The organism is Neobacillus sp. S1227, from assembly GCF_055385255.1.
In genome coordinates, this window is the sequence record NZ_AP038276.1 from 4,466,622 (window position 1) to 4,487,083 (window position 20,462).

Annotated in this window: 16 protein-coding genes and 1 other annotated feature; of the genes, 4 read left to right on the top strand and 12 right to left on the bottom strand. The window is 40.3% G+C overall.

Going from position 1 to position 20,462, the window contains the following annotated elements; genetic code table 11:
- Nucleotides 1-249: 249 nt before the first annotated feature.
- From ACZ5AE_RS22485 to ACZ5AE_RS22495, 3 genes are read left to right on the top strand one after another with little or no spacing between them, the layout of a single operon-like run.
- Nucleotides 250-684, top strand: a complete 435-nt coding sequence (locus ACZ5AE_RS22485) for a type IV pilus modification PilV family protein (RefSeq protein WP_464566757.1) — start codon at nucleotides 250-252, stop codon at nucleotides 682-684.
- Between the two features lie 12 nt (nucleotides 685-696).
- A complete protein-coding gene (locus tag ACZ5AE_RS22490) occupies nucleotides 697-1,158 on the top strand; it encodes a PulJ/GspJ family protein (protein ID WP_464566758.1) in 462 nt (153 codons plus the stop codon).
- Nucleotides 1,151-2,383 carry a hypothetical protein gene (locus ACZ5AE_RS22495; protein ID WP_464566759.1) on the top strand — a complete coding sequence of 411 codons (1,233 nt, stop codon included), beginning with the start codon at nucleotides 1,151-1,153 and terminating at the stop codon, nucleotides 2,381-2,383. The genes ACZ5AE_RS22490 and ACZ5AE_RS22495 overlap by 8 nt, the downstream gene beginning before the upstream one ends.
- A gap of 74 nt (nucleotides 2,384-2,457) precedes the next feature.
- Here the strand turns inward: ACZ5AE_RS22495 and ACZ5AE_RS22500 are convergent, their stop codons facing one another.
- The 4 genes from ACZ5AE_RS22500 to ACZ5AE_RS22515 form a co-directional block, all read right to left on the bottom strand.
- A complete protein-coding gene (locus ACZ5AE_RS22500) occupies nucleotides 2,458-4,179 on the bottom strand; it encodes a sensor domain-containing diguanylate cyclase (protein ID WP_464566760.1) in 1,722 nt (573 codons plus the stop codon).
- 71 nt (nucleotides 4,180-4,250) lie between these two features.
- The gene (locus ACZ5AE_RS22505) at nucleotides 4,251-5,573 is read right to left on the bottom strand and encodes a bifunctional folylpolyglutamate synthase/dihydrofolate synthase (protein WP_464566761.1); all 1,323 of its coding nucleotides are present in this window, start codon (nucleotides 5,571-5,573) and stop codon (nucleotides 4,251-4,253) included.
- A 67-nt stretch (nucleotides 5,574-5,640) separates the two neighbouring features.
- The gene (locus ACZ5AE_RS22510; RefSeq protein WP_464566762.1) at nucleotides 5,641-8,283 is read right to left on the bottom strand and encodes a valine--tRNA ligase; all 2,643 of its coding nucleotides are present in this window, start codon (nucleotides 8,281-8,283) and stop codon (nucleotides 5,641-5,643) included.
- Nucleotides 8,284-8,492: 209 nt separating this feature from the next.
- Nucleotides 8,493-8,726, bottom strand: a binding site (T-box leader).
- A 113-nt stretch (nucleotides 8,727-8,839) separates the two neighbouring features.
- Nucleotides 8,840-10,162 carry an O-antigen ligase family protein gene (locus ACZ5AE_RS22515; protein WP_464566763.1) on the bottom strand — a complete coding sequence of 441 codons (1,323 nt, stop codon included), beginning with the start codon at nucleotides 10,160-10,162 and terminating at the stop codon, nucleotides 8,840-8,842.
- Nucleotides 10,163-10,368: 206 nt separating this feature from the next.
- Between ACZ5AE_RS22515 and ACZ5AE_RS22520 the strand changes: the two genes are divergently transcribed.
- Complete coding sequence (locus tag ACZ5AE_RS22520) at nucleotides 10,369-10,557, top strand: hypothetical protein (protein WP_464566764.1); 189 nt, start codon at nucleotides 10,369-10,371, stop codon at nucleotides 10,555-10,557.
- A 26-nt stretch (nucleotides 10,558-10,583) separates the two neighbouring features.
- Here the strand turns inward: ACZ5AE_RS22520 and ysxE are convergent, their stop codons facing one another.
- The 8 genes from ysxE to hemA form a co-directional block, all read right to left on the bottom strand.
- Nucleotides 10,584-11,636, bottom strand: coding sequence for a spore coat protein YsxE (gene ysxE / locus ACZ5AE_RS22525; protein ID WP_464566765.1), 1,053 nt, complete (start codon nucleotides 11,634-11,636; stop codon nucleotides 10,584-10,586).
- 93 nt (nucleotides 11,637-11,729) lie between these two features.
- Complete coding sequence (gene spoVID / locus ACZ5AE_RS22530; RefSeq protein WP_464566766.1) at nucleotides 11,730-12,857, bottom strand: stage VI sporulation protein D; 1,128 nt, start codon at nucleotides 12,855-12,857, stop codon at nucleotides 11,730-11,732.
- 1,165 nt (nucleotides 12,858-14,022) lie between these two features.
- Complete coding sequence (gene hemL, locus ACZ5AE_RS22535; RefSeq protein WP_464566767.1) at nucleotides 14,023-15,309, bottom strand: glutamate-1-semialdehyde 2,1-aminomutase; 1,287 nt, start codon at nucleotides 15,307-15,309, stop codon at nucleotides 14,023-14,025.
- A gap of 24 nt (nucleotides 15,310-15,333) precedes the next feature.
- Nucleotides 15,334-16,314, bottom strand: coding sequence for a porphobilinogen synthase (gene hemB, locus ACZ5AE_RS22540; protein WP_464573711.1), 981 nt, complete (start codon nucleotides 16,312-16,314; stop codon nucleotides 15,334-15,336).
- Between the two features lie 208 nt (nucleotides 16,315-16,522).
- Complete coding sequence (locus ACZ5AE_RS22545; RefSeq protein WP_464566768.1) at nucleotides 16,523-17,302, bottom strand: uroporphyrinogen-III synthase; 780 nt, start codon at nucleotides 17,300-17,302, stop codon at nucleotides 16,523-16,525.
- Nucleotides 17,299-18,234 (bottom strand): hydroxymethylbilane synthase, encoded by a 936-nt coding sequence (gene hemC / locus ACZ5AE_RS22550; protein ID WP_464566769.1) that lies wholly within the window; start codon nucleotides 18,232-18,234, stop codon nucleotides 17,299-17,301. The genes ACZ5AE_RS22545 and hemC overlap by 4 nt, the downstream gene beginning before the upstream one ends.
- Nucleotides 18,235-18,248: 14 nt before the next feature.
- Complete coding sequence (locus ACZ5AE_RS22555; protein WP_464566770.1) at nucleotides 18,249-19,082, bottom strand: cytochrome c biogenesis protein; 834 nt, start codon at nucleotides 19,080-19,082, stop codon at nucleotides 18,249-18,251.
- Nucleotides 19,083-19,098: 16 nt separating this feature from the next.
- The gene (gene hemA, locus ACZ5AE_RS22560) at nucleotides 19,099-20,436 is read right to left on the bottom strand and encodes a glutamyl-tRNA reductase (RefSeq protein WP_464566771.1); all 1,338 of its coding nucleotides are present in this window, start codon (nucleotides 20,434-20,436) and stop codon (nucleotides 19,099-19,101) included.
- Between the last annotated feature and the right edge of the window lie 26 nt (nucleotides 20,437-20,462).

The following is a 20,462-nucleotide window of genomic DNA, read 5'->3' on the forward strand; positions in this document are numbered from 1 at the left end:
TCCCCTTTTATTAGTGCTTATATACTATTAAACTACATTTTTCATCAAAATCATTTATTTTTTTTGCTTATTCTTCAAAAATCAGACGAAATTTGTCTACTAAATATTGTATAATACTTCTTGTTAGTTTTAAAGAAGGTGGAAATCTTTTATAGGTATAAATTACTGATTTTTTATATCTCTTCCAATCAAATCTGATAAAATTTATCTAGTAAGATCAAATTTTCTCTTGCAGGAGGAATTGCTATATTGGATATTTTAAAAAATGAAAAGGGTTTAACCTTAATAGAAGTGTTACTGTCGATTACGATATTATCAGTGATTTTTATTTCTTTTATTAACTTTTTCCCTCAAATGGGGTTAATGAATAAGCAAAATGAGGTGAAGACGCAAGCTGTCAACTCTGCAAAAGAAGTTTTAAATAGTTGGAAATCCGACCCTAAGGTAATTAAAGCTTTAAAAGAAAATAACCCTTTAGAATTTCCTTCAGGATTAACATCATCAAGCGGTGACTATTACACTTTCAACACTTTAAATCCAAATACCGAAATAAGAATATGGAAAAATATCGAAAATGGATTTTCCTTGAGTGATTCAATTAAAGTATATAAAATTCAAGTATTAATGAAGAATAATAGAAATTTGCCAATAAGTGAAACATACGGATACGTTTTAGTTAAATAAGGAGAGTATTATATGCGGAATGAACAAGGAGTAACACTAATTGAAGTTTTAGCGGCGTTATCGATACTTTCCATTATCGGAGTAACTATCTGGCAAGTCTTTATCCAAGGCAACCAGTACTCTCAAATATCCGTTACAAAAAATAAGCTTCAACAAGAAGCAAACATTGTCATCTCCACATTAACCAAAATTCATCAAACTAACGAGAAATATACATTGAAAAGTTCAGAATGTACAATAACTGTTCTAGATAAAAATCATACAGAAATACAATCCTTTTCCAGTTCTAGTTTTTGTTATAAGGCTGAAAATCAAGTGAATGACTCAGAGATTTCTTCAATAACCCTTGAACCTAGCAAAAAAGGAAATGACTTACAATTGATAGTTAATGTTTCAGATATAAGAAACTTAGGAAATAAAGTCTCAGTTAAGATTTTACTTTATAGGTTGAAGGGGGGAGAAGTTTATGAATAAAATAAAAAAGGAAGACGGTTATGCACTAGTAACTGTTTTACTTATCATTGTTGTCTTTATGATATTATTTCTGTCATTTACAGGCCAGTCCTTCAATACAGTGAAACAAAATCAGGTTGTAGAAAGCAAAACTAAATCCACTTCTATCGCGGAAATGGGACTTACCTATTATCAAGTTACTATAGCTAATATTTTTTTGGCTAAGCAAGCATATTACAACCATAAGATTATAACAGACTCAAATCCAAGCTTTACAGAAACCGATATTATTAATGATATTATTGGTACCATTAAATTAAGATTACAGAACGGACTATCCCCATTCCCTGTCGATAGCACCAATAGTTTCAAAGTGGAAAATAATTATACAGTGGGTACAGATCCAAGTAATAATAAAAAAATTACAATTGAATTTTCAGTTACGGGTAATGAAAAAAGAACATTAAAGACTGAAATGAATATTAACTTGAAAGATCTTATTGTGAACAAGACAGTCACTCCTCCAGATTACGACAAGATTGAAGAGATTACAGCTGGGGACGTACTCCCAAGTTGCCGCAACCCTGATACCTTTACTGACTCTAGTTGTCGTGATGGAATTTTTTTGAATATGGATAAAACCTATAATGATAAATTTCAAGGATACTCAAAGACCATTTACTCAACTGCAAATCTAACCTTAACCGGTAATGGACAAAAGAGCGGCCTTACTGTTCACGCTTTTAACCTAACAATGAGTGGAAATCTTAACAATATGAACGATGCAACTTATGAAACAGAAAATGATCTAACCTTAAATGGTCACTCTTATGGGGAAGGTTTAAATATTTATGTAAATGGAAACCTTATTGCTAGCGATAGATTTGAATTATATAATTCAACTACCAATCCTACAAAAATCTATTACACCTATGTAAGAGGCTATGCCTCCTTTACTGATAAGGTCCAAATACAAAGCAATAATATTGTCTGTATAAATGGCACTGTTACTGCAAATAAAAAGATTGATGTTTACGGGAAATTATATGTTAGGGCAGGTTTACCTCATGTTGGACTAGAAGATATTCCCACTGATAAAATCTCATATATTACCAATGCTGATTTAAATGACGAAAGTAAATTATCAGACTTACAAAGTAAATGCGGAAACACTTTTGACGTGCCTCAAAAGTCAATAATTTGGGGCGAAAATGCTAAGACATTAGTAGACACTATTAATTATTAGTCAAATTATCTTTTAAAAAAGTGCCCTCATTTTGAATGAAGGCACTTTTCCTTTTTATTTTAACGGTGGCATCCTCAACACGAAGAATACTCCGCCACTCGATTCCGCCCTGCCCTTTTCGCCCCAACATACAGCGCCCTGTCCGCATGCCGAATCAAGGCAAGAGCATCCTCTGCATCCTCTGGTGCAGTTGCCACTCCAATTGAGGCTGTAATTTTAACCTGTTGTTTCTGTTCATCCTGATCAATAGTTTGATAGAGGATGAACGGCCAATTGGCTATTGATTGCCGGATTAGCTCGGCGGTTTGATAGGCTTCCTCTTTTGCAACATCAGATAAAAGAACAACGAATTCCTCACCGCCATAACGTGCAACAGTACCTCTGCTTCCAACTAATTCACTTATTCTTCCTGCAATATCAATCAGAATTTCATTTCCACTTTGATGGCCGTATGTATCATTAACCGTTTTAAAATGATCAATGTCAAGAATAATCAACGAAATCACGTTTCGCTCAAATCGCCTAAGCCGCTCAAACTCCCCCATTAATGCATTTTCAAAGTACCGATAATTATATAATTTAGTGAGTGAGCAGCGTTCGCTCTGCATTTTTGTTCGTTCGTAATGCTGGGCATTCTCGATGGCCACGGCAAAATACGAGCAGAGAATATCCACAATGTTCAATTGATATTTTTCATAGGATTTTTCCTGCCTCGAAGCAAGCAGCAGAACACCAATAATTTTTTTATTGCGCATGATGGGAACGCTTAAAATACTTTGAGCATCCTTTGGCAGATATCCTCCATTTGTTAGATGCAGCCATTCTTTTCTCCGTGAAAAAAAACAGGCCTTTTGCTCCTCCCAAACCATTCCGGAGATTCCTTCATTTTTTTTCAAAGGCGGCCTATGATAAGGATCTACCCGCCCATCCTCAACGTAGCGGGCCAATTTCAGTTCATTACCAGAAACTTCAAAAATATAAGCATAATCCACTGGGAGCATTCCCCCAAGTTTTTGAATAAACAAAGTCACAACATCATCCATTTGAAGGCGTTCCGCCATTTGATGGCCAACTTCGGCAGCTTTTTGTAGATACTCATTAATTTTTTCACTAGAGTAATAGAGATTAAAAATAACGGAAAGACTGACAAAGGGAATCCCCACAAAAAGAAGCGCCATTAACCCCATTTGATGATAAAGAATGTATAACACCACACCAAACGGAATGGTAATAATCGTTGTCAGAGTCTCTACCAATAAATCTTTTCCAAAATAAGCATCCCTTCGCTTATAAATAAAATAAAGATTGAAGGAAACAATAATCTGATTAATAAAATAACTCAACACCGCATACAAAATAGCCAACAAAAAAGCTTCACTATTTTCAGTAAGCTTCGGGCCCGTTTTACCGCCGAGAAGGTAATAGATCGTACCGCTAAAGAATGAAACTAGAAAGAACATGATTGAATTTAACGGCAATCGAAATAGTTGATCTTTTGAAACTTTTAGTTTCACCAATAAAACAAGGAAGGCTATTTGAGCAAATACCATTTCTATAAACATGCCGAAAATTAAAAAAACGGTCAAAGACACCCATTGAATGAGAGAAATGTGCACGTTATTGATAATAATTGGCATCGATGCCACTATGGACATTAGCGCTAGAAAAGCAATAAGTTCATGCCATTTTCCGGTCAGGTCCGGGGGGAAAGTTTGAAAGGTGAACCACATTCCTGCTGGTACCAACAAAATCCAGATTAGAAAAATCGATATTTGGATTTGCGGTTTAACCCCCATCTGTCTTCCCCCTCCCCACCGATTATTATTAATTCAAGATAAAATTATTTTACCAAAAAGGTGCCAATCTGTCACAGATAAATCGTCTTATTTTTCAAAATTTGACAAATAACTGGTTTTGCTTCTGAGATAAAATAAAGAGACCCCGTGATGACAAGAACGTCATTGGTAGGAAGGTGAGAGATTTCTTCTTTCATATAAGTTTCCCAATTGTCAACTGCCAATTTGTTTTCTGCTTGGCTGATTTTCACTAAATCTTCTGCATTCGCCGCCCTAGGAAAATCAAAGCTGACAAAGGAAATTTGCGAAGCAATCCCGTCAAGCTTGGCTATCATTTTGTCGAGCTTCTTATCCTTTAATGCCGCAAATATTATATGGATATTACGATTGGCATAACGGGTCGATAATTCATGAACCAAGGCCGTAATTCCCTCATCATTATGTGCACCATCGATGATGACAAGGGGGTTTTCCGATAGAACTTCAAAGCGGCCCGGCCAATAGGACTTTTTTAATCCATTCCTGATTGACTGTTCCGTAATCAAGATAGCGCCATGCTGATTTAAATATTGTGCAGCACTGACAGCAAGTGCCGCATTTTCAGTCTGGTGCTGGCCAATCATGCTGATTTCAAGTTTTTCTAAGGTGCCACCGTTTGTTAGTAGAGTAAATAGTTCACCCTTTGGGATGGATTCATGAGTTCCGATCGAAAACTCCTGATTTAATCGATAAATGGGTGCCTCTTTTTTCTCCGCCTGTTCTTCGATAACCTTAAGTGCTCCTGGATGCTTGACTGCTGTAAAAATCGGCGTCCGCTCCTTGATGATTCCTGCCTTTTCAAACGCTATTTCCTCATGGGTATTTCCTAGAATGTTGGTATGATCAAGGCCAATGTTGGTGATAATCGAAGCCAACGGCTGCACAATATTCGTCGAATCAAATCGGCCGCCAAGCCCGACTTCGTAAAGGACCATATCGATTTCAGGGTGATTGGCAAAATAGTAGAACGACATAGCCGTGATAACTTCAAATTCAGTCGGCCCGCCCAGCTCTGTTTCCTCTAATTCATTTGCCAAAGGAAGTATTATATTGGTTAGGTCGAGAATTTCCTTGTCTGTTATGGGCTTGCCGTTTACGCTAATCCGCTCGTTAAACTGCTCAATATAAGGAGATGTAAAGGTTCCGACTTTATACCCTGCTTCCTGAAGAATGGAACGAAGGTATGTAACGGTCGAGCCTTTTCCATTTGTCCCGCCTATATGGACGGTTTTGATTATTGTTTCCGGACGGCCAAGCCTGTCCATCATCCACTCCATCCTTTTTAACCCCGGCTTGATGCCGAGCCTGAGCCTTGCGTGAATCCAATCAAGGGCTTCTTTATAAGTAGTAAACATGTCTGACACCCCTTTTGTTAAAAAAATAAGCCAAGACGAATCCAAACTGGATTCGCCTTCAGCTTCATTAACCTCTTAACTCCTTAATACGAGCTTCTACAATGTTTCGTTTTTCCAGATAGTCTTGTTCTTTTGCACGTTCTTCGGCAACAACACTTTCAGGTGCTTTTTTCATAAAGCCTTCATTACTTAATTTCTTTTGAACGCGCTCTACCTCTTTATTTAATTTATCCAATTCCTTCTCAAGGCGGGCAATTTCTTCGTCAATATTAATCAGGCCTTGGAGCGGAAGGATAATCTCGACACCTGTAATAACTGCAGTCATTGCTTTTTCAGGTGTCTCAACATTTAACCCCATTTGCAGTTCTTCAGGGTTACAGAACTTTTCAATATAGCTGCGGTTCTTCTCAAGGGCCGTTAAGATTTTCTCATCCTTAGCTTTCACCAACATTTTGATTTTCTTGCTCATTGGTGTGTTGACCTCAGCACGAATGTTCCGTACAGAGCGGATCATTTCCATCAAAAGCTTCATTTCCTGCGCTGCTTCTTCATCGGTATACTCCGGTTTTACCTCTGGCCATTGGGCTTCCGTAATTGATTCACCGGAATGAGGCAGGTTCTGCCAAATTTCCTCGGTGATAAACGGCATGAACGGATGCAATAAACGCATTGTTTGATCTAAAACATATGCAAGGATAGATCGGGTTGTTTTCTTAGCCGCTTCATCTTCACCGTATAACGGAAGTTTCGCCATTTCAATATACCAGTCACAGAAGTCATCCCAGATAAAGTTATATAGCGCACGGCCAACTTCACCGAATTCATAGCGCTCTGAAAGTTTTGTCACATGTTCAATCGTTTCATTTAAGCGGGTTAAAATCCATTTATCCGCAACGGATTTTTCCCCACTGAAATCAATTTCTTCATAAGTGAGGCCGTTCATGTTCATTAATGCAAAACGGGATGCATTCCAAATTTTATTGGCAAAGTTCCAGGTTGCTTCAACCTTATCTGTGCTGTAACGTAAATCCTGACCCGGAGATGTACCGGTTGATAGGAAGTAACGAAGTGCATCTGCACCGTACTTGTCGATTACCTCCATTGGGTCAACGCCGTTTCCTAGTGACTTACTCATTTTTCGACCCTGCTCATCACGAACAAGTCCATGGATGAGAACATCTTTAAATGGACGCTCGCCAGTAAATTCTAAGCTTTGGAAAATCATCCTTGATACCCAGAAGAAGATGATATCGTAACCTGTTACTAGAACATCCGTTGAGAAATATCGCTTGAAATCAGCTGATTCTGTATCAGGCCAGCCCATGGTTGAGAATGGCCATAACGCTGAACTAAACCATGTATCTAAAACATCTTTATCCTGTTCCCAATTTTGGCTGTCTGCCGGTGCCTCGTGGCCAACAAATACTTCACCAGTCTCTTTATGATACCAAGCTGGGATGCGGTGTCCCCACCATAACTGACGGGAAATACACCAGTCGCGGATATTCTCCATCCAGTGCAGGTAAGTTTTTTCGAAACGGTCAGGAACAAAGTGTACTTTTTCTTCCTTGCTTTGAAGCACAATTGCTTGGTCTGCCAATGGCTGCATTTTAACAAACCATTGTGTTGATAAGTACGGCTCAACTACTGCTCCGCTTCGCTCGGAGTGGCCAACAGAATGCAAGTGGTCTTCAATTTTGAAAAGAACGCCCTGTTCTTGAAGATCTTTGACAATCTGCTTACGGCATTCGAAGCGGTCGAGTCCTTGGTATTTACCTGCTTTTTCATTCATGGATCCGTCTTCATTCATGACTAATACACGCTCAAGATTATGACGGTTGCCTAATTCAAAATCGTTCGGGTCATGGGCCGGAGTAATTTTAACAGCACCTGAACCGAATTCCATATCAACATAGTCATCGCCAACAATCGGGATTTCCCGGCCAACGATTGGCAGGATAACTGTTTTGCCGATTAGGTGCTTGTAACGATCATCTTCAGGATGAACAGCAACGGCTGTATCCCCAAGCATCGTTTCAGGACGTGTTGTTGCTACATCAATGTAGCCGGAACCGTCAGCTAACGGATATTTCATATGATAAAAGGCACCTTGAACATCCTTATAAATAACTTCTATATCAGATAAAGCTGTTTTTGTAGATGGGTCCCAGTTGATGATATATTCACCGCGATAGATTAAGCCTTTGTTGTATAGCGTAACGAATACTTCGCGAACTGCCTTCGAAAGTCCCTCATCAAGAGTGAAACGCTCGCGGGTATAGTCAAGTCCTAAACCTAGCTTTGCCCATTGCTGGCGGATATGGGAAGCATACTCTTCCTTCCACTTCCATGTTTCCTCAACGAATTTTTCCCTGCCGAGGTCATAACGGCTTTTGCCTTCGCTTTTTAGCTTTTGTTCAACCTTTGCCTGCGTCGCGATTCCAGCATGGTCCATGCCAGGAAGCCAAAGAACATCATAACCCTGCATACGCTTCATGCGTGTAATAATATCTTGAAGAGTTGTGTCCCAAGCATGGCCTAAGTGAAGTTTCCCTGTAACGTTCGGCGGCGGGATCACGATTGTATATGGCTGTTTGCTTTCATCATCCTTAGCCTCGAAAAATTTCCCCTTTAGCCACCATTCATAACGACCTTTTTCAATCGTCTGCGGATCGTATTTGGTCGGCATTGTAATTTCTTTTGTTTTCATCTGAATTACCTCCTTTAAATAAACCTTATAAAGAAAAGGGATATCTATATATGTTGTAGACCAAATAGATATAAAGGTGGTGTGAGCATAGCTAAACAATACTTTTCTAATGTGAGAAATATATATTTTTCTCCAATTGGAGTGACTGCTACACTTTTGCGGAGCTCCGCCCCTTTTCCTTTAGAAACAACAAAAAACCCCATTCGTCATAAAAGGACGAATGGAGTTGCTTCGCGGTACCACCTTTTTTCCAATCAAACATATGATTGGCACTTCATCGGATAACGGATTTCATCCGTCTTCTGCTACTCGGGCCTTTTGGCCTATTCACAGAAGAAGCTCTTGGGCGACCTTCCGATGTGCAGCTTAGGAAATCTTTCAGCTAATGATTCCCCTCTCTAAAAGCTGGCTTTCACCGTACTCTTCCCAGTCAAAGCTTAAATTTTTCAATTATATAGCTATACTACCCAAAAAACGTAGTCTTCGTCAATCAGGATAACCGTATTTTTTTATTTTTATACTATATGCTAAAGTTCTGGAGCTTGCTTACAGTTTTTTACGCTGTTTTATACGTATCCACTTTTTCATCTATTGAATTTTGTAATGTTCCCTTTTTTAGGATTGATTCAGACTTAGCCAGCGTAATACCAAGTATAGCCCAAAATAATGGTGCAACTGGAACCGTGCTGATATTAAAGAATGCTTGAAGGAGATAACCAAAAATTACAGAGATCAGCCCATATAATATTATTTGATCATTCCCTTGAACGCTTCTTGAAACTGCAAATGCCCTTCTTAATATAACAAACAACAATGATAAATATATTAGGAGTGCAGGTAGCCCCAACGTAATTGCTATTTGTAAATATTCATTATGAGCCTTATCAATAATCATCCTTGAACCAAAAGTCTTTTTAATTTCTTCTGGTGCAGCAGTAAATACAAATTCAAATGTATCAGGACCAGAACCTACTAGATAATACTTTTTAATTAATGGTAATCCGTTTTCCCAAATAAATAAACGACTAGAACCTTCTTTACCTGTACTTTCCTTTGCCATTATCTTATATGAATCCGAAAAAAATGAATTTAGTCTACTTGAGTAAGTCCCCTTCTCTACAATGTTAATTGTAATAAAAAGCAAGCAAAATGAAATTAACAATGCAGACCATTGTTTCCATAAATATTTTCTTTCTCTAACTACAAGGAAAGTCATTAAAAGGACACCTATAAATAAACCAATCCATCCACTTCTAGTCCCAGAAAAAATTAAGGCAATAAAATTTATTATTGATGAAATAAAATAGAATATGAGATATCTTTTATCCTTTGCTGTTAAATAAAGACTTATAGTAATTAAAGATACCAAAACCAGGTATGATCCAAAAAAATTTGCATTATCGAAAAACGAGAAACTTCTTGTTTCATTAACTTTTGAGATATTTCGCGGAAAGAAATCTAAAGAATAATGTTGAAGAATCCCATATATCGAAACTAAAATTGAAACAAAAGCCATCCATTTAAAGAGGGTTTCTGTTTTTTGGACATCAAGCATCCTATATGAGAATAGTAAAATGCTTAAATATGAAAGAAATGTGATTAATCCTTCAAATCTTGTATTTGCACCATAAAAAGAGGTATATATATCTACTGAAAATATTGTGGAAATTCCTATTATGCTCATAAATATTAAGACAATAAACTCTATTGTTAATTCAGATTTAGTTAAGTTAGTTGTCCAATATTTTTTTTTGATTATTATATATAACCATGTAAACAAGACAAACATATCTAAATAAAAGACCTTTGGAAATGTATAATACGTAAAAGGCCCCCAGGGATAAATAAGAAGTGGAAAAAGAATGATGAACCAGTACATGTTGATAACCCCTCACAATAGACTTCTAAGCGGACATTCTAAAAAGTTTAATTTTCCAATAGTCATACAATATAGCTAAATAATTTTACCATGTCATTATTTACGAAACAATTCAAATTGAAAATTTATTGGAAATATTATAGGTCATTCACACTATTTTCGAATATACATATGATAAGGGTAAATTGGGAAAGGGGGGGTTTGGGGTGAAGAATTTCCACAAATATAAATACCGTCCCTGGTTTAGAACGTTTCGGAGATTATCCGGACAGCTGGTCGTCCCATTTATTATCTTTCAATTTATACGAACTATTTTTCTGCCAACCATTTTTGATGTCTTGTTATTATCCCTTTTTATCGTCATTGCGATTTCCATTTATTTTGAAATTATATAAGGAGCCCTATGTGCAGATGTATCCTGCTATTGGGCTCCTTCTTTTGCCTGTTGGGCTGCCTCTTGGGCTGCTTTTTGCTGATTCTCAATTTCCGTCATTCGCATCACAATATATTCTGTATTTTTTAAATGCCAATAGCGGTGCTGCAGCTGACGGACATATTTTAACTCATTTTTCGGACGAGGCTTGCGATAATATTTTTCAGCCATTTGGATGATGGGTATCGGGTAGGCCAAATAGCTGTTGAATAATAGTTTTTCCTCCTGCTTAAACGGAAAGTATTTAAAATAATGATAGACCAAACCGATCACGTCATCGTTTCGTTTCGGACTTGTGTTTAATGTCCTAGACACATACGGGAGCAGGTCATGGATTGGTGAGCCGTAACGAGCATTTTCAAAATTTATAAAAAAGCCGTATCCCCGTTCATCATAAAGAAAATGATCGGATGATAGCTTCCCATGGACAACCACCATTCGGGCTTTCTCATTTTCCTTTGTGCCCTCATACCATTCTTCAAACTTCGCTTTTGAAAATCGGAGCGCCTGGCTGATTTCATTGTAGTACAGGCAAAACAGCAGTTCGAATGGTGACATATAGGTTTTCTTTTCGCAAACATCAATGTAGCCATCCAAAAATTCTTGATTTTTATCAAGCAACTGCAACGTTTTTTCGTAATGCTCTGCCCGTTCCTCCTTGTTTACTTCAATTTCCTTTGCAGAAAGAGTATGAAGCCGGGCCAATTCGCGAAAAAGCTGCTGGCTTTTGTACTGGTGGTCTTCTCTTTGGTCGTTAGTCAGCCAAGGCATAAGATAGTAAAGATTATTATCATGCAATACCGCATATCTGCCGTCCATTGTGGGATAAATAGGAACAATCCGGTTAAAGCCCTTTTGATAGAGATAATGGACATGCCGAATGAAATCTGTCCCTAAGGCTGGGGGAATTTTTTTCAAGGCAAAGGTACCTTTGTTGGAATAAATTTTTTGTATGCCGCCAAAATCCTCTACAAAATACGGCTCTACCTGGTAGTTCTCCAAAATCGGCGTAAGGGTCTCCAGCCTGTTCGAGTCATTCATGAGAATTCACTCTCTTTCATTTAGAAAAGCAAAAGGGCATAAAAAGAAAGCAGAGCAGGCCCCATATGAACCCGCTCACCTTCTTAGGTCTGGTTATTTTTTGGCAAAGGCTGCCGGAACATATAATACTTGACCTTCATAAACATCCTGATTCAATTCTAGATTGTTAACACGAAGGAGATTCTGAACAGATACATCATAACGTTTAGACAAACTTTCTACTGTATCCCCTCTTTGAACAATACAAACCTTTAACCTTGTTTGTGAAGAACCTTCGTCCTTTCTGGCAAAGAATTCTGTCAGAGTCATCGTTTTCTTACTGGCACCAAACAGCTTCTTCTTTTGCTTTGGTTCCTCCTCGGATGAGGATGAAGATGACGAGCTTTCCTCTTCATATTCCACGACGACCGCTGGGGACTCCTCCACAGTGATTTCTTCCTCAAACTCAGCTTCAACCTCTACAGGCTGTTTTTCTTCCTTTCTCTCCTGATAACGCCATGCAGGTTCATTTGCTTCAGTATTATACTCCTGGTACTGCCAAGGCGGCCGATATGCCTGCTGCTCCTGATTTTGTTCCTCCGGTTGATAACTAAAGTTTGGGAACTTTGGTATTGCATCCGTGCTTTGTTCTTCTTCCTGCTGTTTACGTGCTTCCGTTTGGAATAAGAAATTGTTTTGATACGGGCTTTGAGCTGTTGGTTGAGAGAATTCGAATTCTTCCTCCTCTTCCTCAGCTTCGGCGCGGTACAGGAGTTCAAGTTCAGGCTCTTCCTCCTGCTGCTGTTGCTGCTCATTTCCATAGAGGCCGCTAATGGTCAAATCTGCTGACAGCTTTAAGCAGCTACGCTCAGGCATGGAATAATCAAACGTTTCCACAAGGACATCGATATCATACACACTTTGAATTCGATTGTTAGGAATCGTGATATCAACCGGGAATCGATGTGAAAATTCAGCTACTCCCTCTTCACGCTCGGCCACCCGTTCCACAAACTTCTGTGAGACTACACCCTCTTCATTTCCTTCCTCTTGGTCCTTGTAGTATTTATATTCGCCGGAAAGCTCCAGCGAACCGCGTATGGTGACGTACTGATCGTTTTCCTGTATGGTAATATCCGGGTCTAAGGAAATGGAAATAAGCTCCTCGACTTCCTGTCCTTTTCTAAACCACAGGGACTCCTCCACAGAAAATCTTAGGTACGATTGATTCTCCTGGGACAAAGCGACTCCTCCTTTCGTTTCCTAATGCAAAATCACTATGTCACTTACACTTTATGAGGGGAAATTATTATTTATGAATAAAAAAGCTGGATTGTGCGGGAAAGAGGTAAAAAAGTAAACTCCCCTATAAAGAGGAGTTTCAGTTTATTGGTTTATAATAGACCTATAGTCTTCGATTGTTTTAATTTGTAGATTTAATGGGATTCATTGGATTGGAAGGGAATACCCTTTATTGGTTACCCTTGCGATTTATTTTTCTTTTGGTTCGGGTGCCAATTTCCCTTATTGGCTACCATTCGATTCTTTTTTCCTTTTGTTCGGGCGCCAATACCCCTTATTGGCTTCCATTCGATTCTTTTTTCCTTTGGTTCAGGCGCCAATACCCCTTATTGGCTACCCTATGATTCTTTTTTCCTTTAGTTTGGGCGCCAATACCCCTTATTGGCTACCCTGCGATTCGTTTTTCCTTTGGTTCGGGCGCCAATACCCCTTATTGGCTACCCTGCGATTCATTCTTTCTTTGGCTCGGGCGCAATACCCCTTTTTGGCTACCCTGCGATTCTTTTTTCCTTTGGTTCGGGTGGCAATATCCCTTATTGGCTACCATTCGATTCGTTTTTCCTTTAGTTCGGGCGACAATATCCCTTATTGGCTACCATTCGATTCGTTTTTCCTTTAGTTCGGACTCCAATACCCCTTTTTGGCTACCCTGCGATTCATTCTTCCTATGGCTCGGGCGCCAATACCCCTTATTGGCTACCACTCGATTCACTTTTCCTTTGGTTCGGGCGCCAATACCCCTTATTGGCTACCACTCGATTCACTTTTCCTTTGGCTCGGGCGCCAATACCCCTTATTGGCTACCCTGCGATTCGTTTTTCCTTTGGTTCGGGCGCCAATACCCCTTATTGGCTACCCTGCGATTCTTTTTTCCTTTGGTCCAGGCGCCAATACCCCTTATTGGCTACCTCGCGATTCATTCTTCCTTTGGTCCAGGCTCCACCCCTGCTGAAAAGGTTTGTTTCTGCCTATTTTTTCAGGTCAATATTTTCTACTGTTAAAATTAGACTTTAACATATTGTACCATCAAAAAAGCAGTGGAATATTTTTGCTAATTCCACTGCTTGCTTTCTTATGCGTTTACTATCTGAGAGAGATAATATTTTTATTTAAGCTTCGAAAAAGCAACCTCAACGGCCTTAACCGTCTTTTCAATATCCTCATCCGAATGTTCGGTTGATAGGAATAATCCTTCAAACTGGGATGGCGGCAGGAACACGCCTTGGTCGGCCATTTGACGATAGTACTCAGCAAAGAATTCCAAATTGGACGATTTGGCTGTTTCATAATTGATGACATCTTCATTCGTAAAGAAGAAACCAATCATGGAACCTGCACGGTTAAAGGTCACTGGAACTCCGTACTTCTCACCCGCTGCTTTGATACCCTTTTCAAGGATATCGCCCTTGAGGATAAACTCATTGTAGTGCTCTGGTGTCAGTTGACTTAAAGTTTCATAGCCTGCTGTCATTGCGAGCGGATTTCCTGATAACGTACCTGCCTGGTAAATTGGACCGCTTGGTGCGATGCGTTCCATAATATCCGCACGTCCGCCGTAAGCGCCGACAGGAAGACCGCCGCCGATTACTTTTCCTAAACAGGTCAAGTCAGGAGTAATGCCAAAATAGCCTTGGGCACAATTGTAGCCCACCCGAAAGCCTGTCATGACTTCATCAAAAATCAACAACGCCCCGTATTCGCTGGTAATATCACGTAGTCCTTGCAAGAACCCTGGCAGCGGTGGAACAAGCCCCATGTTGCCCGCAACGGGTTCAACAATGATACAAGCAATATCATCGCCAAATTGTTCAAAAGCGTATTTAACCCCTTCAAGGTCATTGTATTGTACTGTGATTGTATTTGAAGCAACACCTTCAGGTACACCTGGGCTATCAGGCAAACCAAGTGTAGCAACTCCTGACCCTGCTTTAATTAATAATGAATCGCCATGGCCGTGGTAGCAGCCCTCGAATTTTAAAATCTTATTGCGTCCTGTAAATCCTCGTGCCAGCCTTAAGGCACTCATCGTAGCTTCTGTACCCGAGTTGACCATTCTGATAATTTCAATTGATGGTACGCGGTCTTGCACAAGCTTGGCCAGTTTGTTTTCCAATAACGTCGGCGCTCCGAAGCTTGTTCCTGACTCGGCAGTTTTTTTCAATGCTTCGACTACTTGGTCATTGGAATGTCCGAGAATTAGCGGTCCCCATGAAAGAACGTAATCAATATATTCATTACCGTCAATATCATAGATTTTCGAACCTTTGCCGCGTTCCATGAAAATTGGGTCCATGTTTACGGATTTAAAGGCGCGAACCGGGCTGTTTACACCGCCTGGCATCAATGTTTGGGCTTCTTTAAATGCTTCAATCGATTTGGTATACGAACGCATCCTTTTCCCTCTTTTCAAAAAATATTATTCTTCTTCCTTCAGCCAGCGGATTGCATCTTTTGCATGATAGGTAATGATTAAATCCGCACCAGCCCGCTTCATGCCCATTAACATTTCAAGTACGGTCTTTTTCTCGTCAACCCAGCCGTTTTGCGCAGCCGCTTTGATCATCGCATATTCACCGCTGACATTGTAAACAACGACCGGCAAATTAAAGTTGTTTTTAATATCACGAACAATATCAAGGTATGGCATGCCCGGCTTCACTATTAAGAAGTCTGCCCCTTCCGCCACATCTGATTCAGCTTCTCTGAATGCCTCCATCCGGTTAGCAGGGTCCATTTGATAGGTCTTGCGGTCACCGAATTGTGGTGCTCCCTCAGCAGCCTCACGGAACGGCCCGTAGAAAGCAGATGCATATTTAACAGCGTATGACATAACTGGGATTTCTGTATAACCTGCTTCATCTAAACCTGCACGAATTGCTGCCACGAATCCATCCATCATATTAGATGGCGCAATAATATCTGCGCCTGCTTTTGCCTGAGCGATGGCTGTTTTTACAAGCAGGTCTAATGATTGATCATTAAGAATTTTTTCGCCTTCAACGACACCGCAGTGACCGTGGCTTGTATATTCACATAAGCAGGTGTCTGCAACAACTAACACTTCTGGGAAGTGTTCTTTGATATAGCGTGTTGCTACTTGAACAATGCCATGATCATGGAACGCTCCTGTGCCGCACTCATCCTTTGTTTCTGGAATCCCAAATAATAGAACAGCTTTGATACCGTGAGCAACGATATCTTCCATTTCTGCATGGAGGTGATCCATTGATACTTGGTAAACTCCAGGCATGGAAGATACCTCATTGCGGATGTTTTCTCCTTCATAAATAAACAGCGGATAGATGAAATCGTCCGCTTTTAAATGATTTTCCCTAACAAGCGCCCGCATGCTGGCACTTGAACGTAAACGACGATGACGTGAAAATTGAAGTTCCATTGTGTATACCTCCAAAAATTTACTTATTATAATTTGCTGTGTGGCGCAAACAAATTTTACTGTCGGATAGCGTTCCGTTACTATCGGATGGGAGCCGTTTGCTGTCGGATAATGGTCCGTTACTGTCGCATGACACTCATTTACTGTCGCATAGTGGCTCATTACTGTCACATGACATTCATTTACTGTCGCGTCCAGATTTTGCAGCTCAATCATTAGCCTTTTCCAAAAAATCAATAACACTCTTGACCATCTCATCAACGGTATACTCCTCCGGAGAGGCATGTATAGGCAGCCCGTATTTAAGCAGCCTTTTCTCGGTGACTGGCCCAATACAGGCGATGATACATTCATTTAGATGGTCGGCCAGCCCATACTCCCCAACCACATCCATCAGGTGATCCACCGTCGATGGACTTGTAAAGGTTAAGATGTCCAGCTCACGATCGGACATCATCTTTGCAAGTTTCTCTCTACTTTCCTCAGGCATATAGTTTTCATAAATAATCAACTCGTCCACCACGGCCCCAGCCTTTCGTAAACCAGTTGCAATGTATTCACGGGCAAGGTTTCCCTTTGGCAGCAAAACCCGGATACCCAGTTTAGCATGAGGCAAAAATTCTGCAACAAATTCTTCAGCCACATAGACAGAGGGAACAAAATCTACCCGGATGCCTTTTTCTCTCAGTACCTTTTCCGTCTTTTTGCCGATCACCGCAACCTTTGGGAATCCAGCCCCAACATTATCAACAAACGAAAAAAACGTCTCCACTGTGACACTGCTCGTAAATATAATCCAGTCGTATGTATCCAGCACCTTTAGGCTTTCCTGCAGGCGCTGATTTTTTTCAATTGGGCGGAAGGCAATCAGCGGAATTTCAATGGGAATCCCGCCGTACCTCTCGACAAGCTCAGAAAATGACTTTGCTTGTCCTTCCCCGCGTGGAACAAGTACCTTTTTATTTAATAAAGGCAGGGAGGGGATCATTGCCCTTCCAGCTCCCGCTTTACCTTGTCAATCAGGTCCTTCGCTCCTTTTTCAATCAAAAGGTCCGCCGCCTTAATCCCGAGTTCTTCCGGATTTTGCCCGCGAACTTCTTCTTTATATATTTCCTGGCCTTCCGGTCTGCCTACCAGCACATTCAAGACGATTTCATCGTTATCTTCAACCTGAGCAAAGCCGGCAATTGGCACCTGACAGCCGCCCTCCATTTTATGCAGGAAGGCCCGCTCAGCCCGAACCGCTCTTTCAGTTTTTTTGCAGGTGAATTTTTCAAAAAGCTCATGAAGTTCACGATCATCTTCGCGGCACTCAATGGATAGTGCGCCTTGACCAACCGCCGGAATACAAACATCAGCATCTAAAAATTCGGTGACGACATCAGACGCCCAGCCTAGGCGTGATAAGCCTGCTGCAGCCAAAATGATAGCGTCGTACTCTTCTTCTTTTAATTTTGCCAATCTAGTATCGACATTGCCGCGAATCCATTTAATCTCTAAATCAGGGCGTTTCGCCAAAAGCTGGGCACTGCGGCGCAGACTGCTTGTTCCGATAATTGCACCTGGTTTTAAATCAGCCAGTTTCACATGGTCTCTTGAAATCAGCGCATCGCGATGGTCTTCCCGGAACGGAACACAGCCGATAGTCAATCCTTCAGGTAAAACAGCCGGCATATCCTTCATGCTGTGGACGGCCATATCAATCTCTTTATTTAACATCGCTTGTTCAATTTCTTTTACAAAAAGACCTTTACCGCCGACCTTGGAAAGGGTAACGTCTAGAATTTTATCGCCTTTGGTGACAATTTCTTTAACCTCGAATTCATAGCGGGGGTCAATCTTTTTCAGCTGGTCAATCACCCAGTTGGTTTGTGTTAAAGCTAGCTTGCTGCGTCTGGAACCTACGATAATTTTTCGCATGTCTGCCTCCTAAATTATGAGTACCATAGATGGAAAGATGATAATTGTCCAAATAAGAAAAAGTTAATTAATACAATTAGAAAAGAAGCGGCATTCCAAATTGCCAATTTCTTTCCTGAGAGATTTTTCACTGTCCGCAAATATAAATAAATGCTATATGCAGTGAGTAAAATAAAGGAGCCGACAATTTTGATGTCATACCAAGGCATCCCCGGAAGTTTCAGAAACGCCCATTGCAGCCCTAGGATTAAGCTTAACAGCAGCATTGGAACGCCGATGATCGCTAATATGTAAGATGATTTTTCAAGTTTGTCTAAATCGGCAAGACGGATTAGTCTAGTACCCCATTTCTTCCTTTTTAATAAATCATATTGGAGAAGGTATAACACCGAAAAAACAAATGATAATGAAAACGCCCCATATGACAGTATTGCCATTGTGATATGAATTAATAGCAATTCTGAAATCAACTGGTTTGCCATGACGTGAGAATGGTATTGCATTGGTGCAAAGGTATGAATCGTCATGACCGTAAAGCCAAGGATATTGGTAAAAAATACGATAAAATCAACTCGTAATAAATGATTTATAACAATTGATAATGTTATTAATACCCAGGCATAAAAATAGAGTCCCTCAAAGATGGTTAGGACCGGGAACCTTCCTGTTTTCATCACATAGAAAACTAGAAATACCGTTTGTGAAACCCATACAAATGCAAGTAACCAGAAGGCAATCCGGTTTGCCTTCCGGTTATGGTGAATAAAGTCGAAAAAATATAATAGAACACAGAAGGCATAAAGAACAACCGTAAATTCATGCAGCCTCGTCATTAAGACATCATACATAGCCGAGGGCCCCCATTTAAAAAGAAGCCCGTGCTTCTGCGACCGTTAATTTATTCGTTTCGGCTGTTTTAGAATGGTGTTCCTTTGCCAGCTCTTCGATATTAAAGATTTTCATGAATAAGTCCATTGCCTGTTCAGCATCCGGTCTTGCTGCCAATTCCTTCGCCTGTAAAATTGGATCTTTTAAAAGCTGATTAATGATGCTCTTTGTATGTTTATTTAAGACTTTTTTATCGCGGTCTGTTAAATCTGGCAGCTTTCGTTCAATACTCTCCATTGTTTCAGCTTGAATGGCGAGTGCTTTTTCCCGGAGTGCAGAAATAACCGGTATGACACCAAGCATGCCGAGCCAATGTTTGAAGTCGACTGCTTCCTTTTCAATCATCAGCATGATTTTCTCAGCTGCTTTCTTCCGTTCTTGAAGGTTGGCCTCGACAATTCCCTCTAAATCGTCAATATCATATAAAAAGACGTTTTCAAGTTCAGCGATTTGCGGGTCCAAGTCGCGCGGAACAGCAATATCAACCATAAATAATGGCTTGCCTTTTCGCTTCTTCTCAACCGCTGCCATCATCTCTTTTGTAATGACAAAATCCTTCGCTCCTGTTGAACTGATTAGGATATCGGCCTCAACAAGCAATTTCTCCAATTGATCGATGGTTCTAGCTTCACCGTCGAAACGTCCGGCAAGATCCTTTGCTTTTTCATATGTCCGGTTAATAACCGACACCTTTCTCACGCCATTACCGTGCAGGTTTTGAACAGCCAATTCGCCCATTTTTCCAGCACCAAAAATCAACACATGCTTATTGGCAAGTGAGCCAAAAATTTTCTTGGCCAGTTCAACCGCTGCATAGCTGACAGATACAGCGTTGGCACCGATTTCTGTCTCAGAGTGCGCACGCTTTGCCAATGTAATGGCTTGCTTAAACAGATGGTTAAAGACCGAACCTGTTGCTCCATGCTCTTGGGCATTCATAAAGCTTGTGCGAACCTGTCCAAGGATTTGTGTTTCCCCTAAAACCATGGAATTTAATCCACAGGTTACATTAAATAAATGCTCGACCGCGCCATCCTCTTCATAAACGAAAAGAAATGGAGAGAACTCCGCCTGTTCCATTCCGAACCAATCAGCGAGAAATTCCTTAATATAGTAACGGCCAGTATGCAATTGATCAACGACCGCATAGATTTCCGTACGATTACATGTTGATAAAATAACATTCTCAAGGATGCTTTTCTTCGTGCTTAACTTTTGAACGGCATCCACAACATCGGTTTCATTAAAAGTCAACCGCTCACGGATTTCAACAGGGGCAGTCTTATAATTCAGACCAATCACTAGTATATGCATTGTTTTGGACACCCCCAATATGTTTA